Consider the following 18,218-nt stretch of genomic DNA (forward strand, 5'->3'; position numbering starts at 1 on the left):
GGGAATGCTCTGATTCGCCGCATGGATGCCGCGCTGACACAACGCCTGGACACCCTCTGGCGCATGGAGTCGCCGGTCCTGATCGCACGCCTGGCGCGGATGCTGGGCGGCGACATCGGGCGTGCCGAAGAACTGGCCCAGGACACCTGGTTGGCCGCGCTGGAGCGCTGGCCCACGCAGGGTGTTCCGGACAATCCGGGAGCGTGGCTGATGACCACCGCACGCAATCGCGCCATCGACGTGCTGCGCCAGCACCAGCGCGTGGCCGGCCAGCATGCGCAGTGGGGCGCCGAGCTGGAACCGCAGCCCCTGCCGCTGCCCGACGACAGCGATGCGCTGCAGGACGATATCGGCGATGACCTGCTGCGGCTGATGTTCGTGGCCTGCCACCCGGTGCTGTCGGCCGACGCGCGGGTGGCACTGACCCTGCGCCTGCTCGGCGGGCTGACCACCGACGAGATCGCCCGTGCATTCCTGCAGCCGGAGCCGACCATCGCCCAGCGCATCGTGCGGGCCAAGCGCACGCTGGCGGCCAAGCAGGTGCCATTCGAGGTGCCGCGCCAGGCGGCGCTGCCGGAACGGCTGGGCTCGGTGCTGGCGGTGGTGTACCTGATCTTCAACGAGGGCTATGCCGCCAGCAGTGGCGATGACTGGATGCGCCCGGCGTTGTGCGAGGAGGCCCTGCGGCTGGGGCGGGTGCTGCAGCAGCGCCTGCCGGTGTGGCCGCAGGTGCACGGGTTGCTGGCGTTGATGGAACTGCAGGCCTCGCGCGCGGCCGCGCGGGTGGATGCCCACGGCAACCCCATCCTGCTGCCCGACCAGGACCGCACGCGCTGGGACCACCTGCAGGTGGCGCGCGGGCAGGCGGCGCTGCAGCAGGCGCTGGCGCTGGGCGGGGCCGACGAGGGCTACGTGCTCCAGGCCGCCATTGCCGACTGCCACGCCAGTGCGCGGCGCGCGGAAGACACCGACTGGGACCGCATGGCCGGGCTGTATGCACGGCTGGCGCTGGTGCAGCCCTCGCCGGTGGTGGAGCTCAACCGCGCGGTGGCGGTGTCGCGCGCGCAGGGCGCGGCGGCGGCCTGGCCGCTGGTGGAGCAGCTGGCGGAAGACCCACGGCTGCAGGACTACGCGCCGCTGGCCGCCGTGCAGGGTGACCTTTTGTCGCAATTGGCGCGTCATACCGAAGCGGCCGAAGCCTTCGCGCGCGCCGCCCGGCTTACCCCCAACGCCCGCGAGCGCGCCTTGCTGCAGGCACGGGCCGACGCGGCGTCACGCCGCTGAGAGAAATCTTACTTGCCGGTTTTATGAACAGGGTCTATGGTGGCGCCTCACAAAAGTGACCCGGCGACCGCCAGGTCCAGCCGATAAGGAACGCGGGACGATGTTTTCAGGGAAGAAGCGTACGCGCGCGCGTAGCGCGTGGCTGCTGTTGTGCGGCCTTGTATGTGTTGGCACCGCTGCGTTCGCCGGTGCTGCCCAGGCCGCCGACAAGTCGCAGCAGGCCTATTGGGCCGGCTTTGCCTACACCGCCGACCAGAGTGCCGTCGAGGCAAGCACCCCGCGCGCGGCCGCCGTGCTGAAGGCGCGCGGGCTGGCCCCGCTCAACCAGGCCCTGTGGGCGCGCCTGAAGGCGCAGCCGCCGGCCAGCCTGCAATTGATCGATCAACCGCTGGCGATGCTCGATGGCACCACCAGCGCTACGGTGCTGGCCACCGCGCTGGACCGCGAGCTGGTCTCCATCGAGCCGATCGGCGGCCAGTACAAGGTGCTGGTGGAAGTGGCGCTGCAGGCGCTGTTCTTCGACTTCCGCGAGCGCCAGGTGGTGGCCTCCTATCCGATCACGCTGCAGCGCATCGACGTGATGGAGTACCTGCCGGACGACGACGACATCGACGCGATCGTTGCCGACCTGCTGTACGGCAAGGCCGCCACCGGCCTGCCGCAGGTGCTGGCCGACACGCTGGTCAAGGCGCAGCTGCCGGCCGCATCCACGCGCCGCCTGCAGGTGGGCGAGGTAACCCTCTCCGATGCGGTGCGCGCCAAGCTGCCCGATACGGTGGACGAGAAGGTGCTGCGCGCCACGCTGGCCCACGAGCTGTCCAAGACGCTGTCGGCCAACACCGGCATCGGCCTGCTGCCGCCGGCCACCGGCCAGGCGATCGGCGGGGCGATGGCCGCGCGCTTTGCCGACGGCAAGGTGTACCAGCTGAAGATTCCCGAGCCGGACTACGTGGTGAAGCTGCGCCTGGATGGCCTGAAGAACGGCGTGCTCAATGAAACCCCGGCGATGAAGACGATGCTGTTCGGCGCGTTCTTCCAGGCCTCGGTGGTGGAGCCGTTCTCGGGCAAGGTGTTCTTCGACCAGCCGCTGCGCAAGGGCGCCACCAAGGTGGTGCCGGCGACCCAGTGGCATGTGGACCAGTGGTCGGCCAGCTACGAAACCGCCCTTGCCGGCCTGGACGCCTTCGCCGGCGCCGCCGCCAAGCGCGCGGATTCGAAGGCCTGGCTGGACGAACAGAAGCCCGGCGGCAAGCCGCTGCAGCAACAGACCCAAGCCCTCCAGGAGTTGATCAAGTCATGCCGTTGATTCGTGCCGTACTGCTGATTCTCATTGCACTGATGGTTGCCGCGCCGGTTGCGGCGCAGACCGCCAGTTCCCGTGGTACCGGTTCGGCCAGCTATGGCCTGCGCCTGAGTGCCGACACCCGCGCCCAGGCCCTGAACAAGGCCAAGGTCAATGCACTGGAGGCGTACATCGCCGAATCCGGTGCGGCCAAGCTGCGCCTGTTCGAAGACCGCCGCGCCGAGTTCATCGGTGAAATCGACCGCTACGTGCTGTCGGCCGTGCCGCTGTCGGACACCGAAGACAAGAAGGCCAAGACCTACACCGTCAGTGTCCGCGCCGAGATCAACACCACGCTGCTGCAGACCAAGCTGGACGCCGGTTCGGCCACCGCCGGTGCGCGCAGCAACCAGCGCTCGCTGCTGACCTTCCTGTTCATGGCGCGCTCGCAGGACAGCGTGCAGTCGTTCCAGGACAAGGAATACCGCCGCGTCGACGCCAGCGCCAGCTATGACGAGAAGACCCGCGAAGGCGACAGCTTCCGTGGCAATTCGGTGAGCACCAACGGCAGCATCAACCAGAACGGGTCGGTGTCGGTCACCTCCGGTGGCAGCACCACCGCGCGCAGCGACAACGTCAGCTGGAAGGTCGCCAACGCCAACGAGATCAACACCGCCATGACCGGCGCGTTCAGCGCGGCCGGCTATGAAGTGGTGGAAGCGGAATACGTGGAAGGCGAAAGCCGCGGCCTGCTCAGCATCGAGCGCATCCGCAAGGACTTCAGCACCGGCAACGACCTGTCGCCCGCCACCCTGCGCGACACCGCCAACGGCATCAAGGCCGCCAACATTCCGTACCTGGCCGTGGGCACGCTGGACGTGGGCATGCGCGACCGCGACCCGGTCAGCGGCAACACCCGCGTGTTCGTGACCGTGACCGGCAAGGTGCTGGACGTGAGCGGCCGCTTCCCGAAGACGGTGTCGTCGGTGGGTCCGGTGCAGTTCTCCGGCACCGGCCCGAACGAGACCGTGGCGCGCACCAACGCACTGCAGATCGCCTCTGAAAAGGGCGCGCAGCAGATGATCAACGAATTGAACGTCAAGGCCGTGCGCTGAGCGCACGACCCGATCGCGTACTGGCCGCATACCGTCAGTAGATGGTCGGTACCCACCGAATTGCATTCTTCCATCAAGGAACTACACCATGATCCGCAAGACCCTCATCGCACTGGCCATCGCGGCCACCTTCGTTGCCCCGGCCAATGCGCAGTTCGGCAAGCTGAAGGACCTGGCTGGCGGCGGCAACAGCGCCTCGGCCGCCTCGGCCGGCGCCCCGGACGAAGCCGCGCAGGAAGCGCTGGTGCGTCGTTTCGTGTCCTCGCAGTCGCACTCGCTCGACGCGCAGACCTCCTTCGCCAAGGCCTTCGGCCTGGCCGAGCAGGTGCAGCTGCTGGAAGCCGAGCGCCAGGCACTGTCGTCGGGTTCGGTCAACGTGGACCAGATGAAGAAGTCGGTGTCGGTCAGCGAAGCCGCCCAGGCTGCGATCGATGAGCGCGTGGCTGCCAAGCCGGAGCTGAGCGCCGAATCCAAGCAGCACTACACCACCGGCCTGGTGGCCCTGGTCGCCTCGGCGGCCGAAGGCCAGAAGCTGAGCGGTGAAGCCAGCAACTTCGCCAATGGCATGAAGAGCCTGAGCGGCACCCAGCTGGTCACCGCCGGCCGCAAGCTGGCCGCCGGCGCGTGGGTTGCCAAGGAATCGCCGGGCTACCTGAAGGGCCTGTACTCGTCCTCGAAGGCCGCACTGACCTTCGCCCGCGCCAGCAAGATCAAGGTGCCGGGCAACGCCGAGTCGATGCTCGACAGCCTGTAATACAAGGAAACGCCACGCATGCAGACCTCATTCCGACTGTTGAGCCTGACCCTCACCGCTACCCTGCTTGCCGCCTGCGGCAAGCAGGAGGCACCGGTGGAGACCACGGCACCGAAGGCCGAATCCAAGCTGGAAGCACCGGCTGAAAAGCCGCTGCGCGATGCACCGGATTTCGGCGGCACCACCCAGGTGGCGCGCGAAGCCGAGGGCATCGGCAGCACGCCGGAGCTGGCGGTGCTGGCCGCGCTGCAGTCGGCGGTGGCACAGGTCAATGGCGTGCGCGTGGCGAGCCAGATGCAGAGCCTGCGTGCAGGCCTGCATGTGGATGTAGACGGGGAACACGTCGGCGATATCCGCGCCGACGCGTTCGCCCAGCGGATGATTGCCGCCTCGCAGGGCGCGGTGGTGGGCTACGAGATCCTCTCGCAGGAAGAAGTCAGCCAGCTGGATGAAGAAGTCATTGCCCGCGTGCGCGCCAGCGACGCCGGCTACAGTTATTCGGCGTCTGCCTCGGCCAGTGGCTCGGCGCAGGCGCAGGCAGAAGCCAGTGGCGGCGGCGGTTCGGCCTCTGCCAGCATCAAGGAAAGCTACAAGGAACACGCCAGCGTGGACGCCAAGCGCGGCGCGCAGTCGTTTGAATCCGACGTCAACCGCCGCACGATGCGCAGCTACTGGAAGGTGCGCGTGCGCGCCGAGATCGCCAAGTACCGCGCCCCGGACGAGCAGGGCCGGCCGAAGATCGTGGTGGCCCAGCCGCACGTGCGCAGTGGCACCTACGCGGTTGGCGACGGCCGGGTGGCCAGCGACGAAGTGGCCGCGGCGATCCGCGCGCGCCTGAACGACACGCTGACCCAGACCAAGCGCTTCATCGTGCTGGACCGCGAGTTCGGCGAGGAAATGCAGGCCGAGATCGACCACATCAACAGCGGCAATGTGCGCCTGCAGGACACCGCGCGGCTGGGCCAGCAGCTGGCCACCGACCTGATCCTGATTCCGACCATCGAACGCTTCGAGTACCCGCGCAGCGTGCGCAACCTGCGCATGTCCGACCGCCAGGTGACCTCGTATTCGGGCGGCGGGCGCATCACCCTGCGCCTGATCAACGCGGCCACCGGTGAGGTGGTGATGTCCGACAGCTTCGATCACCAGTTGGCCTCGACCGGCCCGAGCACGCTGCCGCGCACGGTGGATGGAAAAGGCATGGCGGCGGCGATGATGGATTCGCTGTCGGGCCAGATCGGCACGGCGATCATCACCGAGATCTTCCCGGTGTCGGTGGTGGCGATGACCGGCGACCAGGTGGTGCTGAGCCAGGGCGGTGAAACGCTCAAGGCCGGGCAGCGCTGGCAGGCCGTGATGCTGGGCGAGGCGTTGAAGGACCCGCAGACCGGCCGCTCGCTGGGCCGCAATGAAACCCCGTGCTGCACGATCCGGGTGGACCGTGTGGCGGCGCAGACCTCCTACGGCACCATCGAAGGCGGCGCGGACCTGGGCGGCGCGAACTTCAAGCCCGGCGCGATCGAGCTGCGCCAGCTGGCCGGTGCGGTGAAGCCGGCGGCGGCGACCGCGTCGAGCGGTGGTGGCGCTGCCAAGCCGAAGCCGGCGCGTGCAGCGGCCAAGCCCGCCGCGCCTGCGGAAGATCCGAACTGGTGATGTTTGTCGGCGCCTGATGGGCGGCTTCGGTGGGTTTGAACGCCGGTTGCAGTGCAGCCGGCGTTTTTGTTTTCGGCTTCGGATGGTTGTGCCGCGCTGCGCGCGGTGTCCGGCCAACGGCCGGGGCTACGAACCGTTACGTGGTGGTTGGGATCGGGATCAATCAACCGAAAGCGGTAGCGCCGGCCGTTGGCCGGCTCTTGTGGTTCATGGCGCGCGCGGGACGGTTATGATCCGTTGATGGTGGGGTTGTCCCAACAGCGGAGAGAACGATGAAGCGAGTGGTATTGAGCGTGCTGGCACTGTCGGTGTCCAGCGCCCTGATGGCGGCGACGCCGAAATTCGATGGCGCGCGGATCTCCGCGGACGTCAAGGAACTGGCCTCCGACGCCTACGAAGGCCGCTCACCCGCCACGGCCGGTGAAGAGAAGACCATCGCCTTCCTGAGCAAGCAGTTCGCCGCTGCCGGCCTGCAGCCCGGCGGCGACCTGAAGGACGGCAAGCGCCTGTGGACCCAGGCCGTGCCGCTGCGCAAGGGCGACATCGTCGGCACCCCGAGCCTCGCGCTGTCCAGCAAGGGCAAGCCGCAGTCGCTCACACAGGGCAAGGAAATCGCCGTGCGCGCCGCCATGAACGGCGCCACCGAGGTCGATATCCAGAACGCACCGCTGGTGTTCCTGGGCTACGGCGTGAACGCGCCGGAGCGCAACTGGAACGACTTCAAGGACGTGGACCTGAAGGGCAAGATCGCCGTGGTGCTGATCAACGACCCGGACTTCGAAACCGGCGAAGGCGACTTCGACGGCAAGGGCATGACCTACTACGGCCGTTGGACCTACAAGTACGAAGAGGGTGCCCGCCAGGGTGCGCTGGGCGTGCTGATCGTGCACGAGACCGCGCCCGCGTCGTACGGCTGGGCCACGGTGGCCGGGTCCAACACCAACACCATGTTCGACGTGGTCCGCGACAACCCGGCCGAGGCGCACCCACTGCTGGAAGGCTGGATCCAGCGTGATCTGGCGGTGGAGCTGTTCAAGCGCGCCGGCCAGGACTTCGACACGCTCAAGCGCCAGGCGCAGAGCCGCGATTTCAAGCCGGTGGAGCTGAAGGGTGAGACCCTGTCGGCCAAGTACGCGGTGAAGAGCGAGGTAATCACCTCGCACAACGTGGCCGCACGCCTGGAAGGCAGCAAGCACCCGGACGAGACCGTGGTGTACAGCGCGCACTGGGACCACATCGGCGTGGGCAAGCCGGACGCCAACGGCGACACCATCTTCAACGGCGCGCTGGACAACGCCAGCGGCACCGCTTCGCTGGTGGAGCTGGCGCGTGGCTTTGCCAAGGGCAAGCGCCCGGAGCGTTCGGTGCTGTTCCTGGCGGTGACTGCCGAGGAGAAGGGCCTGCTGGGCTCGGAGTACTACGCCAGCCACCCGCTGTATCCGCTGGCCAAGACGGTGGCGGTGATCAACATGGACGGCATGGCGCCGTTCGGTCCGTCGCGCGACTTCGGCATCTACGGCTCGGCGAAGCTGGAGCTGCTGGACCAGCTGAAGGACGTGGCCAAGGGCTGGGACATCCGCTACACGCCGGACCCGAAGCCGGAAGCGGGCCTGTTCTTCCGTTCCGACCACTTCCCGTTCGCCAAGCGTAGCGTGCCGGCGGTGTCGTACTCGGCGGGCCAGGACTGGGTGGACGGTGGCGTGGCCGCAGGCAAGCAGGCCTCGGACGAGTACACCGCCAAGCGTTACCACCAGCAGGGCGACGAGTGGCAGCCGGACTGGACCTTCGCCGGTGCCTCGCGCGACCTGGAAGTGCTGTACACGCTGGGCAACCAGCTGGCCAATTCCCGCGCCTGGCCGAACTGGAGCGATGACTCCCAGTTCCGCGGCCCGCGTGACGCCAGCGCCGCCGACCGCAAGTAAGAATGCGCCGGCCGGCACCCGCCGGCCGGACCGCACGTAGAGCCACGCCATGCGTGGCTGCGCGGCCCCAGACCCCCGACGTAGAGCCACGCCATGCGTGGCTTCGCGGCCCCAGACCCCCGACGTAGAGCCACGCCATGCGTGGCTTCGCGGCCCCGGACCCCCAACGTAGAGCCACGCCATGCGTGGTTTCGCGGTGCCGGAACGGAGAGCAGCCACCCATGGGGTGGCTCTACGCGCCTTCGTCGCGTCAAACCCCGCTTTCGTCGCATCCCGCTTGTTCCCTCGAGCGGCAGGGCTATCCTCACACCATCCCATCGTGAAGACGCCGCCGTGTTTGCCAGCCTTTCCCTGATTCTCCGTATTCTGGTGGCCTGGGCCGCGGCGATCGTCGTGGCCGGGTTCGTGTGGAGCGGCTTCTTCCACGGCATGGACGAAGGCCCCGGCTGGGTGTTCGGGCTGCTGGCCCTGTTCCTGATGATCACCGCGCTGGGCAGCTGCATCACCCACCTGCGCCGGGTCTCGACCCTGGCCGGGCACCTGGATGCGGCCACCGTGTCCAGCCGCCAGCGCCGCCAGATCGAGCTGCCGATGGATGCCGGCGCGGCCTTCAGCCTGGTCGAACAGGCGGTCAAGGAACTGCCGCGCGTGGAAGACATCGAAAGCGCCGCCGGCAGCCTGCAGGTGCGCGCCTATGTGCGCCGCGTGGACCCCTACAACGGCCGGCCGCCGTCGCGCTGGAACCTGCCGGCACGGTGGGCGATCAAGCGCAACAGCGTGCTGGCCACGGTCACCCCGGGGCAGGGCACCAGCAGCGTGACCCTGCTGTTCGAACCCGATGCCGGCGTATGGGCCGACCTGCTGGCGGTGGACGAAGGCAGCAACTACGAGAACGCCGAAGCGGTCGGCCGCGCCATCACCCGCCGCGTGTCCGAACAGCGCCGCGACGAACAGGCCGCTGCAGAACAGACCGCCACCGAAAAGGAACTGTCGGTAGCCCGCCTCAACCTGCTGCACGCGCAGGTCGAACCGCACTTCCTCTACAACACGCTGGCCAACGCACAGGTGCTGACCCGCACCGACCCGCCGCGCGCCGACCAGATGCTGGGGCACCTGATCCAGTACCTGCGCAGTTCGCTGCCGAGCGTGGACGAGTCGATGTCCACCCTCGGCGTGGAACTCGATCGCACCAAGGCCTACCTGGAAATCCTCAAAATCCGCATGGGCGCGCGGCTGGCGCTGCAGGTGGATGTACCGCCGGCGCTGGAATCGCTGCCGCTGCCGTCGATGGCGCTGCAGACGCTGGTGGAAAACGCGATCAAGCACGGGCTGGAACCCAAGCCCGGCGGCGGCACGGTGTGGATCATCGCGCGCGCCTTCGACGACCACGTCACCCTCACCGTCGCCGACGACGGGCTGGGCTTCGGTCAGGGCAGCAGCGGCACCGGCATCGGCCTGAAGAACCTGCGTGAGCGCCTGCGCCTGACCTGTGGTGATCGCGCGGGCGTGGCGATCGTATCCAACTTCCCCAGCGGCGTGGCGGCAACGATCACCCTGCCGCGCGACGCACGCGAGGCGATCCATGCAGCTTGATGCCCTTATTGCCGAAGACGAAGACCTGCTGCGCCAGTCGCTGGTGGCCCAGTTGCAACGGTTGTGGCCGGAACTGCGGCTGGTGGCCGAATGCGAGGACGGTGCCAGCGCGCTGGAACGCCTGGCCGAGCTGAAGCCGGACCTGGCACTGCTCGACATCCGCATGCCCGGCATCAGCGGTATCGAGGTGGCGCGCGCGCTACCGGAGATCAGCCCGCGCACGCAGGTGGTGTTCGTGACCGCGTACGACCAGTACGCCATCGACGCGTTCGAGCACGGGGCCATCGATTACCTGCTCAAGCCGGTCAGCGACGAGCGCCTGCTGGCCACGCGCGAGCGCATCCTGGCGCGCATGCAGATGGGCCGGCCGGACAGCGCGATGCTCGAGCAGCTGCTGCAGCGCCTTGGCCAGCAGCCGGGCGCGCGTTCCAGCGCACCGCCGCTGGCCTGGATCACCGCCAGCAACGGGCGCGACACGCAGCTGATCATGCTGGAGGACGTGGTCTACTTCCGCGCCGACAGCAAGTACACCACGGTGGTGACCGAAGCCGGCGAAAGCCTGCTGCGCACGCCGCTGCGTGAGCTGCTGGAAGTGCTGGACCCGCAGCGCTTCCGCCAGGTGCATCGCTCCACCATCGTCAACATGACGGCGGTGGCGGCGGTGACCCGCGACGACACCGGGCGCGGCCAGCTGCGCTTGAAGCAGCGTCCCGAACTGATCAGCGTGAGCCAGCCGTTCATGAGCCTGTTCCGGGGCATGTGATCCAAGGCGTGCAAAAGACAATGCCACCGTGATCGCTCACGGTGGCATTGGGACCCCCCTTGAACCTTGCCGTAGAGCGGGGCTCTGCCCCGCTGCATGGCGTGGTCAGAAAGCGGGCTGCAAATGCAGGTTGTGGCCGTTGTCCTGCTCGCCGACATGGTTGAGCTGGCCCACCAGTTCGGAGTGCTGCTTCATGCGGCCCATCTCGCGCATGATGCGGATGTCTTCGTGGCGCAGCTCGCGTCTGGCGCTGACCACCTGCTTGTAGTCCAGCACTTCCGGGTAGTGCTGGGCCATGTCCAGCGCTTCGGCCACGCACTCGATGCTGTCGGCGTCGGAGGTGATGCGGGCGCGACTGTTGAAGGCCTTCATCCAACGCTCGAAGCCGGCGGTGTGGTCGAACATGTTGGCCATGAACCAGATCACGAACAGGATCGAGACCCACGAACCGAAGATGATCACCACGCGGGTGAAGGTGATATGGAAGTCGTCCTTCCACAGGTAATTGGCGATCAGGCCCAGGATCAGCAGCGAGGCCGCCTGCCAGCCCACGATGGACGCCATGAGCCATTGACCCTTGGCCTTGGCCAGGGTGGCCACTTCCTCGCGGATCTGCTGCTCACTCTTGTTGCGCCAATGCGCGACCTGCTTTTCGAACGGGCTGCCGTAGAGCTCGTTGTCCTGGAGCAGTAAACCTAAACCTTTGAACAAAGCGATCATCACGGGCTCCTTCGGGAACGTGCAGCGGCGCATTTGGACGGACGGTGAGGCGGGTTCAGTTCTAGCACTTTGGTTGCGGTTGGCAATGGGCAGTGCGACAAATCGCCGCAGGGGCCTCAGCTGAATAGGCGAGGGCCGAGAAAATTTGTGCGATGCGACATTGAAAACCGCTGGCAAAAGTCCAAAAACCGCCCCTCTATTTGCTGCAAATGCACAATCGACGGGAAATTGAGGTTCTCAACGTGGCCGGGGTGTCGGAGATCACGCAGAATTGACGCAACCGCGCAGCTTGGCGGCCTCCGCTCCCCGTTCTGGACCGCCTGATGCCGTCGTTGCTGCACCGCTTGTCGAGCCCCGCCACCACGCCGATCCGCCGCTGGGTACTGAGCGCCTTCCCCCGCGGCCAGAGCGGTATCGATTACGACCACCCGCTGGGCGAACCCGGCTGGTTCGGGCCGGACAGCGCGACCTGGCGCGTGCACGCCGATTTCCCCGGGATGCTGTCGGGCGGGTTATGCGCGCTGATGCTTCAGACCCTGCACCCGCTGGCCTTGGCCGGGGTGTACGACCATTCCAACTTCCGCGACGACCTGGTGGGGCGGCTGCGCCGCACGACGGCGTTCGTGGCGTGCACCAGCTACGCCGCCACGCAGGAAGTGGATGCGCTGGTGGCGAAGGTGAAGCGCATCCACGCGCAGGTGCGCGGGCAGACCCCGGAAGGGCAGGCGTATTCGGCCGACGATCCGGCGCTGCTGACCTGGGTGCATGTGACCGAGGCGTACGGCTTCCTGCAGGGCTACCGGCGTTACTGCCGCGAGGTGCCGGAGGCGATGGCCGACCGCTACTACGACGAGTACCGGCGCGTGGCCGAAGCATTGGGCGCCACCGAGGTGCCCGCCTCGGAAGCGGCGGTAGCGGCGTACTTTGCGCAACAGCAATCGGTGCTGCGTTTCGATGCGCGCTCGCACGAAGTGCTGGCGGTGCTGTCCAGCATCCGCCTGCCGGTGCCGATGGCGGGGTTGTCGCGCGAGTTGTTCCTGGGCGCCGGCGCGGCGCTGCTGCCGGAGTGGGCCACAACGATGCTCGAACGCACGCCGCTGCAGCGCACCCAAGCCCGTGCGTCGGCGCGGTTGCTGCAGGGCATGTCGCCGCTGTTCCGCCGCGCGCTGCAGGACGGTGTAGCCGCCCGTGCGTGCGCACGGGTGGACGTGCCGATCAGCACGTTGACGCATTGGTGATGCGGCACTGTGCGCTGCATTGGTGGCGCCGCATTGTTCGATGCATTCATGACGCCGCGCTGTTCGATGTCTGGTGACGCCGCACTGTTCGACGCATTGGTAGGGTCGGTTTCCGAACGACTGCCGATAACGTGCGTGATTTCATTTGCGCATGACCTGAAACGAAGGCGTCTCTCCGTTCAACGTCATGCGTCACCGTGCCGATCATTGTTATCGGCAGTCGTTTGGGAACCGACCCTACCGGCGATGCGCTGATGCGTGCGTTGTTGGTAGGCATCCCAAAAAAAACGGGCGCCGAAGCGCCCGTTTTTGTCACCACACCTTGACCCGCTTGTCCGGGGCCAGGTACAGCTTCTGGCCTTCCTTGACGTCGAATGCCGGGTACCACGCGTCCAGGTTGCGCACGGTGAGCGCGCGGAACTGGCCCGGTGCGTGCACGTTGGTCAGCAGCGAATTGCGCAGGGCCTGCTCACGCGCCTTGCTGCGCCACGCCTGCGCGAAGCCCAGGAAGAAGCGCTGGTCCGGCGTGAAGCCTTCCAGGGTCTGGCCCGGCTTGCCCTGCAGCGAAAGCTGGTAGGCATCGTAGGCGGTGGCCAGGCCGGCCACGTCGGCGATGTTCTCGCCCAAGGTGAGGCGACCATTCACCGACACGCCCGGGAACGGCTGGTAGCTGCTGAACTGCGCGGCCAGCGCATCGCCTGCGGCGTTGAACTTCTTCAGGTCGTCGGCCGTCCACCAGTTGTGCAGCTTGCCGGTCTCGTCGAACAGCGCGCCGGCGTTGTCGAAGCCGTGGCTGATCTCGTGGCCGATCACCGCGCCAATCGCGCCGTAGTTCACCGCATCGTCCGCCGCACCGTCGAAGAACGGCGGCTGCAGGATCGCGGCCGGGAACACCAGGCGGTTTTCCAGCGGCACGTTCATGGCGTTGATGGTCTGCGGCAGCATCGCCCACTCGCTGTGGTCGACCGGCTGGCCCAGCTTGGCCAGGTTGCGGCGGTACTCGAACAGGCTGGCGCGCTCGGCGTTGCCCAGCGCGTCGTCGCGCTTCACTTCCAGGCCGCTGTAATCGCGCCACTTGTCCGGGTAGCCCATGCTCACGGTGAGGCCTTCGACCTTGGCCTTGGCGTGCGCCTTGGTCTGCGGCGACATCCACTCCAGCGCGTCGATGCGCTTGGCGAACGCGGCGATGATGTTCTTGGCCATCTCGTCGGCGCGCGCCTTGGTGGCCGGGTCGAAGTGGCGTTCGACGTACAGCTTGCCGATGGCTTCGCCGACGGCGCTGTTGCTTTCATCCACCGCACGCTTCCAGCGCTCGCTCTGCTGCGGGGTGCCGTTGAGGGTGGTGCCGTGGAAGGCGAAGCGGGCGTCAGCGATGGCCTTGGGCAGGTACGGCGCGGCGCGGTCCAGCGCATGGAAGGCCAGGTAGTCCTTCCACACGTCCAGCGGCTCGGTGGCGACCAGGCGCGAGATGCCGGCCACGGCCTTGGGCTGCCACACGATGAAGTCGTCCTGCTTGTCCAGGCCGGCGGCGGCCAGGAAGGCGGTCCAGTCCATGCCCGGCGCCTTGGCGTTCAGGTCGGCCTGCTTCCACGCGTTGGCGCCCTTGGCGACGTCGTTGGTTTCTTCCTGGGTGGCGTGCGCCTGGGCGATCTTGGTTTCCAGCGCGAGGATGCGCTGCGCCTTGGCGGCCGGGTCGGCGACGCCGGCCAGCTGCAGCACCTGGGCGATATAGGCCTGGTACTGCTTGCGCAGCTCGGCCATGCGGCCGCCCTGCAGGTAGAAGTCGCGGTCCGGCAGGCCCAGGCCACCCTGCACCAGGTAGGGGGCGTTGCGGTCGGGCTGCAGCAGATCCACCGACACCCAGGTGCCGAACAGGCGGTCGGTGTAGAAGTTGGTGGCGTTGAGCAGGTCCACGTCGGCGCGCAGCGTGCCGCCCAGGGCGGTGGCCAGCGCGGCCTTGTCGGCGATGCCGCCGATGGCGTCCAGCTCGGGCTTGATCGCCCCGATGCCGCGCGATTCGATGCCGGCCTCGTCCATGAACGCGGCGTAGTAGTCGCCGATCAGCTTGGTCTCGCCGCTGGCCTTGGTGTCGCCCGCGGCGCCTTCGAGGATGGCGCGGGTGTCGGCCAGGGTCTTCTCGGAAATGACGTTGAAGCTGCCGTAGCTGGAGCGGTCCGCCGGAATTTCGGTGTTCTTGACCCAGGTGCCGTTGGCGAAACCGAAGAAGTCGTCGCCGGCGGCGACGCTGCGGTCCATGCCGGTGGCGTCGAAGCCGAAACTGCCCAGCTGCGGCTTGGGTGCGGCGGGCGGGGTGGCAGCACTGTCGGCGGCGGGCGTGGCGGCGGGGGCGGCCGGCTCGCGGTCGCAGGCGGCCAGGCCCAGCGACAGGCTGGCGGCGATGGCAAGCATCAGGGTGGGGCGGCGCAGCTTGGGCATGGACTTCTCAGGCAACGGGAAAACCCCAAGTCTAATCTCCCGCCGGCCGCGGGAGAGGGCGCCCGCCGCACCCCCAGACAGGTTCAATTACCGAAGGCGCCGGCGCCCGCCGCTATTCATGCAGCCGGCCAACCTGTGACGGCGGTTATTCTGCTTCCCGCGCCGAGCGGGCTGGTGCATGCTGGGCCACGAGCGCTGGCGCAAGGCGTTGCCGGTGGGGAAACCGGCAAAACAGACGTCAAGAAATTGCGACATCGGCCGCTCAGGTTTGGGGAATCCAGGAATCGTTTACAGATGAAGCCAGTCCGTGACTGCGGAAGAGATGCCCGATGCCTGCGATGAACCACGCCATGGCGCGGCCGTTGCGGGCGATCGTGTCGCTGGGCATCGGCCTGGGCGTGCTGCTGGGCGTGGGCCTGGTGCTCATGCTGGTGAACGACTTCCAGCGCCGGCAGGAAGCGGCACAGCGGCAGAGCTCGGCCCTGGCGGCCGGCTCGCAGCGGCTGCTGCGGCTGGAGCTGCGCAACCTGGAACGGGCCATGCGCGGCATTGCCGCCGATGGTGCGCTGCTGTTCGAACGGGTGCCGGAACAGGCCCCTGACCTGCTCGATGACGCCATCGGCGGGGTCCTGCAGCGGCATGCCGAACTGGACAGCATCGTGGTGGTGGACGAACACGGGCGCGCGCTGACCAGTGGCAGCGGCGACCTGAACCTGCCGCTGTGGGCCGTGGACGCGCACCGTGGCGCGGAAAGTTACCTCTACCTCGGCCCGCCGCAGCCGCTGGACGGCCGGCGCTGGGTGCTGCCGCTTGCCCTGCACATGGGCGAGAACCGCTGGCTGCTGAGCCGGCTGCATACCAGCGAGCTGCAGTCGATCATCAGCGGCCTGGACACCGGCCGCAACGGGGTCATCTCGATCAGCGATGCCGGCGGCCATGTGCTGGCGCGCAGCCCCGATCAGGAAGGCCTCACCGGGCAGCGCTTCGACCTGCAGCGGCGCGAGATGCTGCGCCGCGACGCGGTGACGCCGCTGGGCATCGAGACCAGCCCGATCGATCACGTGGAGCGCATTTCCACCCTGACCACGCTGGGCCAGTACCCGCTGGCGGTCTACGCCGGGCTGGGTCGGCAGGACGTGCTGGCGCCATGGTGGCCGTACGTGCAGGCGTCGGTGGGCCTGTTCCTGCTGTATTGGGGCGCGTTCGCGCTGGTCTATACCAGCCTTCGCCGCGCGACCCGCCGCCAGGATGCGATGAGCGAGGAGCTGCGCACCGGCCATGCCGAGCTGCACATGGCCCACCAGGTCGGCAAGATCTGCACGTGGACGGTGGACGAAGACGCGGCGGTGCTGCGCTGGTCGCCGCTGGCGCGCGAGATCTTCGGGATCGAGGCCGACGCGCTGCCGGTGGCCGACTTCTTCAAGCGCGTGCACCGCGAAGACGCGCAGCGCCTGCAGGCGGCGTTCGACCATGCCTTCGCCAACAACGGCGTGCTCGATGAGATGTTCCGCATCGTGTTGCCCGGCGGGCACATTCGCTGGGTGTCCGCACGCGGGCAGCAGGTCGGCGCGACCGACCGCGAGCGGCGCATGATCGGCGCGCTTACCGACGTGAGCGAGCGGGTGCAGGCGCTGGCGCGCGCGCAGCAGGCCGAGCGCCAGTTCCGCCTGCTGTTCGACCGCAACCCGGCGCCGTTCTGGGTATTCGACCCGGACACGCTGCGCTTCCTGGAGGTCAACGAGGCGGCCGTGCGCCAGTACGGCTACAGCCGCGACGAGTTCCTGGCGATGAGCATCCTGGACATCCGCCCGCGCGAAGGCTGGGAAGAAATCCGCGTGGCCATCGCCAGTGCCACCAACGGCGAGCTGCAGGATGCCAAGGTGCGGCTGCACCGGCGCAAGGACGGCACCCTGTTCGAGGTGCGCGCGCACCTTTCCCGGCTGGATTTCGACGGGCGCGAGGCGTGCCTGGTGCTGGCCGAGGACATTAGCGACCGCATGGCCTACGAGCGCGACCTGGCCTACCACGCCACCCACAACCCGGCCACGGGCCTGCTCAACACGCGCGCGCTGGCCGCGCAGCTGGACGAGGAGGGCGGCAGCTACACCATCGCCTACGTGCAGTTCCGCGGGTTGCAGCTGGTGGCCGACACACTGGGCCGGGAGGTCGGCGAGGTGGTGCTGCAGGCCATGGCCAAGCGCCTGGGTGGCTTGGGCGTGCGCTATGGGCTGCTGGCGTTCCAGCCGGCGGAGGATTTCATCTTTGCCATCCGCGACGACCACGAACGCCAGACCGCGCTGGACACGCTGGTGCAGACGGTGTCCGAGCCGGTGCGTGGGCAGGACTGGCTGCACCAGTTCGAGCCGCGGATCGGCGTGGCGGTGAAGTACGACGGCGATGTGGTCAGCGCCGAACAGGTCATCAGCATGGCCGCGCAGGCCGCCCACGCCGCGCGCGACGAAGGCAGTGTGATCGCCTGGTTCGACAGCGCGGTGAGTGCGCGGCTGGCCGACCGGCTGCGCCTGGCGGGGCGCATCCACAGCGCGATCGATGCCGAATTCGCGCTGTACTTCCAGCCGATCTGCCACGCCACCGACGGCACGCCGGCGTCGCTGGAAGCGCTGCTGCGCTGGCCGCAGTCCGACGGCAGCTTCATTCCGCCGGGCGAGTTCATCCAGCTGTGCGAAGACACCGGGCTGATCCTGGCGCTCGGGCGCTGGGTGATCCGCGAGGCCGCGCGGGCGCAGCGGCAGCTGGTGGACGCCGGCTGGGACCTGCCGATTGCGGTGAATGTGTCCGCCGTGCAGTTCTTCAACAGCGACCTGGTGGCCGAGTTCAGCCGTGCCAGCCAGGAGTTCGGGCTGGCCCGCGGCGCGCTGCACGTGGAGCTGACCGAGAGCAGCCTGATGCGCAAACCCGGCCAGGCCAAGCAGACCATGCAGCGCATGCACGAGCAGGGCATCTGCATTTCGCTGGATGACTTCGGCACCGGCTATTCGAACATGTCCTACCTGCAGCACCTGCCGCTGGACATCCTGAAGATCGACCGCAGCTTCGTGGCGGACGTGGAAACCAACCCGCGCAACGCCTCGATCTGCCGCGCGCTGTTGTCGCTGGGGCACAGCATGGGGCTGACCATCATCGCCGAAGGCGTGGAAACGCCGGGCCAGCACCAGTGGCTGGCCGCACACGGCTGCGACCAGGTGCAGGGCTATCTGCTCGGCCGGCCGGCACCGTTGGTGGATGTCATCGCGCGGTTGGAGACCACCGCAACGCAGGCAGAGCCGGCGGGGTAGAGCCGACTGGGTAGAGCCGACTGTTAGTCGGCTGCGCGCGAAGCGCGCGGTTTACGTGTGCCGGCGGGAGCAGCCGACTAACAGTCGGCTCTACCCAGTCGGCGCAACCCAGTCGGCGCAACCCAGTCGGCGCGACCCAGTCGGCGCAACCCAGTCGGCGCA

Annotated in this window: 12 protein-coding genes; 10 read left to right on the forward strand and 2 right to left on the reverse strand. The window is 68.0% G+C overall.

The window, feature by feature from the left end; genetic code table 11:
- The first annotated feature begins 21 nt into the window (after positions 1-21).
- The 8 genes from ACREPD_RS10100 (at position 22) to ACREPD_RS10135 (ending at position 10,366) form a co-directional block, all read left to right on the forward strand.
- Positions 22-1,284, forward strand: coding sequence for an RNA polymerase sigma factor (locus ACREPD_RS10100; RefSeq protein WP_431599211.1), 1,263 nt, complete (start codon positions 22-24; stop codon positions 1,282-1,284).
- 100 nt (positions 1,285-1,384) lie between these two features.
- On the forward strand, positions 1,385-2,590 hold the full coding sequence (locus tag ACREPD_RS10105; RefSeq protein ID WP_431599212.1) for a hypothetical protein: 1,206 nt from the start codon (positions 1,385-1,387) through the stop codon (positions 2,588-2,590).
- Positions 2,581-3,681 carry a hypothetical protein gene (locus ACREPD_RS10110; RefSeq protein WP_431599213.1) on the forward strand — a complete coding sequence of 367 codons (1,101 nt, stop codon included), beginning with the start codon at positions 2,581-2,583 and terminating at the stop codon, positions 3,679-3,681. The genes ACREPD_RS10105 and ACREPD_RS10110 overlap by 10 nt, the downstream gene beginning before the upstream one ends.
- Positions 3,682-3,769: 88 nt before the next feature.
- Positions 3,770-4,435, forward strand: a complete 666-nt coding sequence (locus ACREPD_RS10115; RefSeq protein ID WP_421569056.1) for a hypothetical protein — start codon at positions 3,770-3,772, stop codon at positions 4,433-4,435.
- Positions 4,436-4,453: 18 nt separating this feature from the next.
- Entirely contained in the window at positions 4,454-6,088 is a 1,635-nt protein-coding gene (locus ACREPD_RS10120) for a CsgG/HfaB family protein (protein ID WP_431599214.1), read from the forward strand.
- A 272-nt stretch (positions 6,089-6,360) separates the two neighbouring features.
- Complete coding sequence (locus ACREPD_RS10125) at positions 6,361-8,010, forward strand: M28 family metallopeptidase (RefSeq protein WP_431599215.1); 1,650 nt, start codon at positions 6,361-6,363, stop codon at positions 8,008-8,010.
- A gap of 333 nt (positions 8,011-8,343) precedes the next feature.
- The gene (locus ACREPD_RS10130; protein WP_431599216.1) at positions 8,344-9,603 is read left to right on the forward strand and encodes a sensor histidine kinase; all 1,260 of its coding nucleotides are present in this window, start codon (positions 8,344-8,346) and stop codon (positions 9,601-9,603) included.
- Positions 9,593-10,366: a LytR/AlgR family response regulator transcription factor gene (locus ACREPD_RS10135; RefSeq protein WP_421569060.1), complete on the forward strand. Its 774-nt coding sequence runs from the start codon at positions 9,593-9,595 to the stop codon at positions 10,364-10,366. Before ACREPD_RS10130 ends, ACREPD_RS10135 begins: the two co-directional genes overlap by 11 nt.
- Before the next feature lie 105 nt (positions 10,367-10,471).
- Here ACREPD_RS10135 and ACREPD_RS10140 read toward each other — a convergent pair whose 3' ends face one another.
- On the reverse strand, positions 10,472-11,086 hold the full coding sequence (locus tag ACREPD_RS10140) for a hypothetical protein (protein WP_431599217.1): 615 nt from the start codon (positions 11,084-11,086) through the stop codon (positions 10,472-10,474).
- Between the two features lie 323 nt (positions 11,087-11,409).
- Here ACREPD_RS10140 and ACREPD_RS10145 point away from each other — a divergent pair, with 323 nt between their 5' ends.
- Entirely contained in the window at positions 11,410-12,324 is a 915-nt protein-coding gene (locus tag ACREPD_RS10145) for an oxygenase MpaB family protein (protein ID WP_431599218.1), read from the forward strand.
- Between the two features lie 312 nt (positions 12,325-12,636).
- Here the strand turns inward: ACREPD_RS10145 and ACREPD_RS10150 are convergent, their stop codons facing one another.
- Positions 12,637-14,760, reverse strand: coding sequence for a M13 family metallopeptidase (locus ACREPD_RS10150; RefSeq protein ID WP_431599219.1), 2,124 nt, complete (start codon positions 14,758-14,760; stop codon positions 12,637-12,639).
- A 329-nt stretch (positions 14,761-15,089) separates the two neighbouring features.
- On the opposite strand from ACREPD_RS10150, the gene ACREPD_RS10155 reads away from it, so the two are divergent.
- Positions 15,090-18,056, forward strand: coding sequence for a bifunctional diguanylate cyclase/phosphodiesterase (locus tag ACREPD_RS10155; RefSeq protein ID WP_431599220.1), 2,967 nt, complete (start codon positions 15,090-15,092; stop codon positions 18,054-18,056).
- Positions 18,057-18,218 lie beyond the last annotated feature (162 nt).

The sequence above is a fragment of the Stenotrophomonas sp. genome (genome assembly GCF_050737075.1).
In the GTDB taxonomy this organism is placed as follows: Bacteria; Pseudomonadota; Gammaproteobacteria; order Xanthomonadales; family Xanthomonadaceae; genus Stenotrophomonas.

Excerpts from the sequence above, each read along its gene's own strand:
- ACREPD_RS10100 (WP_431599211.1), top strand. The coding sequence starts at position 22 with ATGGATGCCGCGCTGACACAACGCCTGGACACCCTCTGGCGCATGGAG.
- ACREPD_RS10105 (WP_431599212.1), top strand. The coding sequence starts at position 1,385 with ATGTTTTCAGGGAAGAAGCGTACGCGCGCGCGTAGCGCGTGGCTGCTG.
- ACREPD_RS10110 (WP_431599213.1), top strand. The coding sequence starts at position 2,581 with ATGCCGTTGATTCGTGCCGTACTGCTGATTCTCATTGCACTGATGGTT.
- ACREPD_RS10115 (WP_421569056.1), top strand. The coding sequence starts at position 3,770 with ATGATCCGCAAGACCCTCATCGCACTGGCCATCGCGGCCACCTTCGTT.
- ACREPD_RS10120 (WP_431599214.1), top strand. The coding sequence starts at position 4,454 with ATGCAGACCTCATTCCGACTGTTGAGCCTGACCCTCACCGCTACCCTG.
- ACREPD_RS10125 (WP_431599215.1), top strand. The coding sequence starts at position 6,361 with ATGAAGCGAGTGGTATTGAGCGTGCTGGCACTGTCGGTGTCCAGCGCC.
- ACREPD_RS10135 (WP_421569060.1), top strand. The coding sequence starts at position 9,593 with ATGCAGCTTGATGCCCTTATTGCCGAAGACGAAGACCTGCTGCGCCAG.
- ACREPD_RS10140 (WP_431599217.1), bottom strand. The coding sequence starts at position 11,086 with ATGATCGCTTTGTTCAAAGGTTTAGGTTTACTGCTCCAGGACAACGAG.
- ACREPD_RS10145 (WP_431599218.1), top strand. The coding sequence starts at position 11,410 with ATGCCGTCGTTGCTGCACCGCTTGTCGAGCCCCGCCACCACGCCGATC.
- ACREPD_RS10150 (WP_431599219.1), bottom strand. The coding sequence starts at position 14,760 with ATGCCCAAGCTGCGCCGCCCCACCCTGATGCTTGCCATCGCCGCCAGC.
- ACREPD_RS10155 (WP_431599220.1), top strand. The coding sequence starts at position 15,090 with ATGCCTGCGATGAACCACGCCATGGCGCGGCCGTTGCGGGCGATCGTG.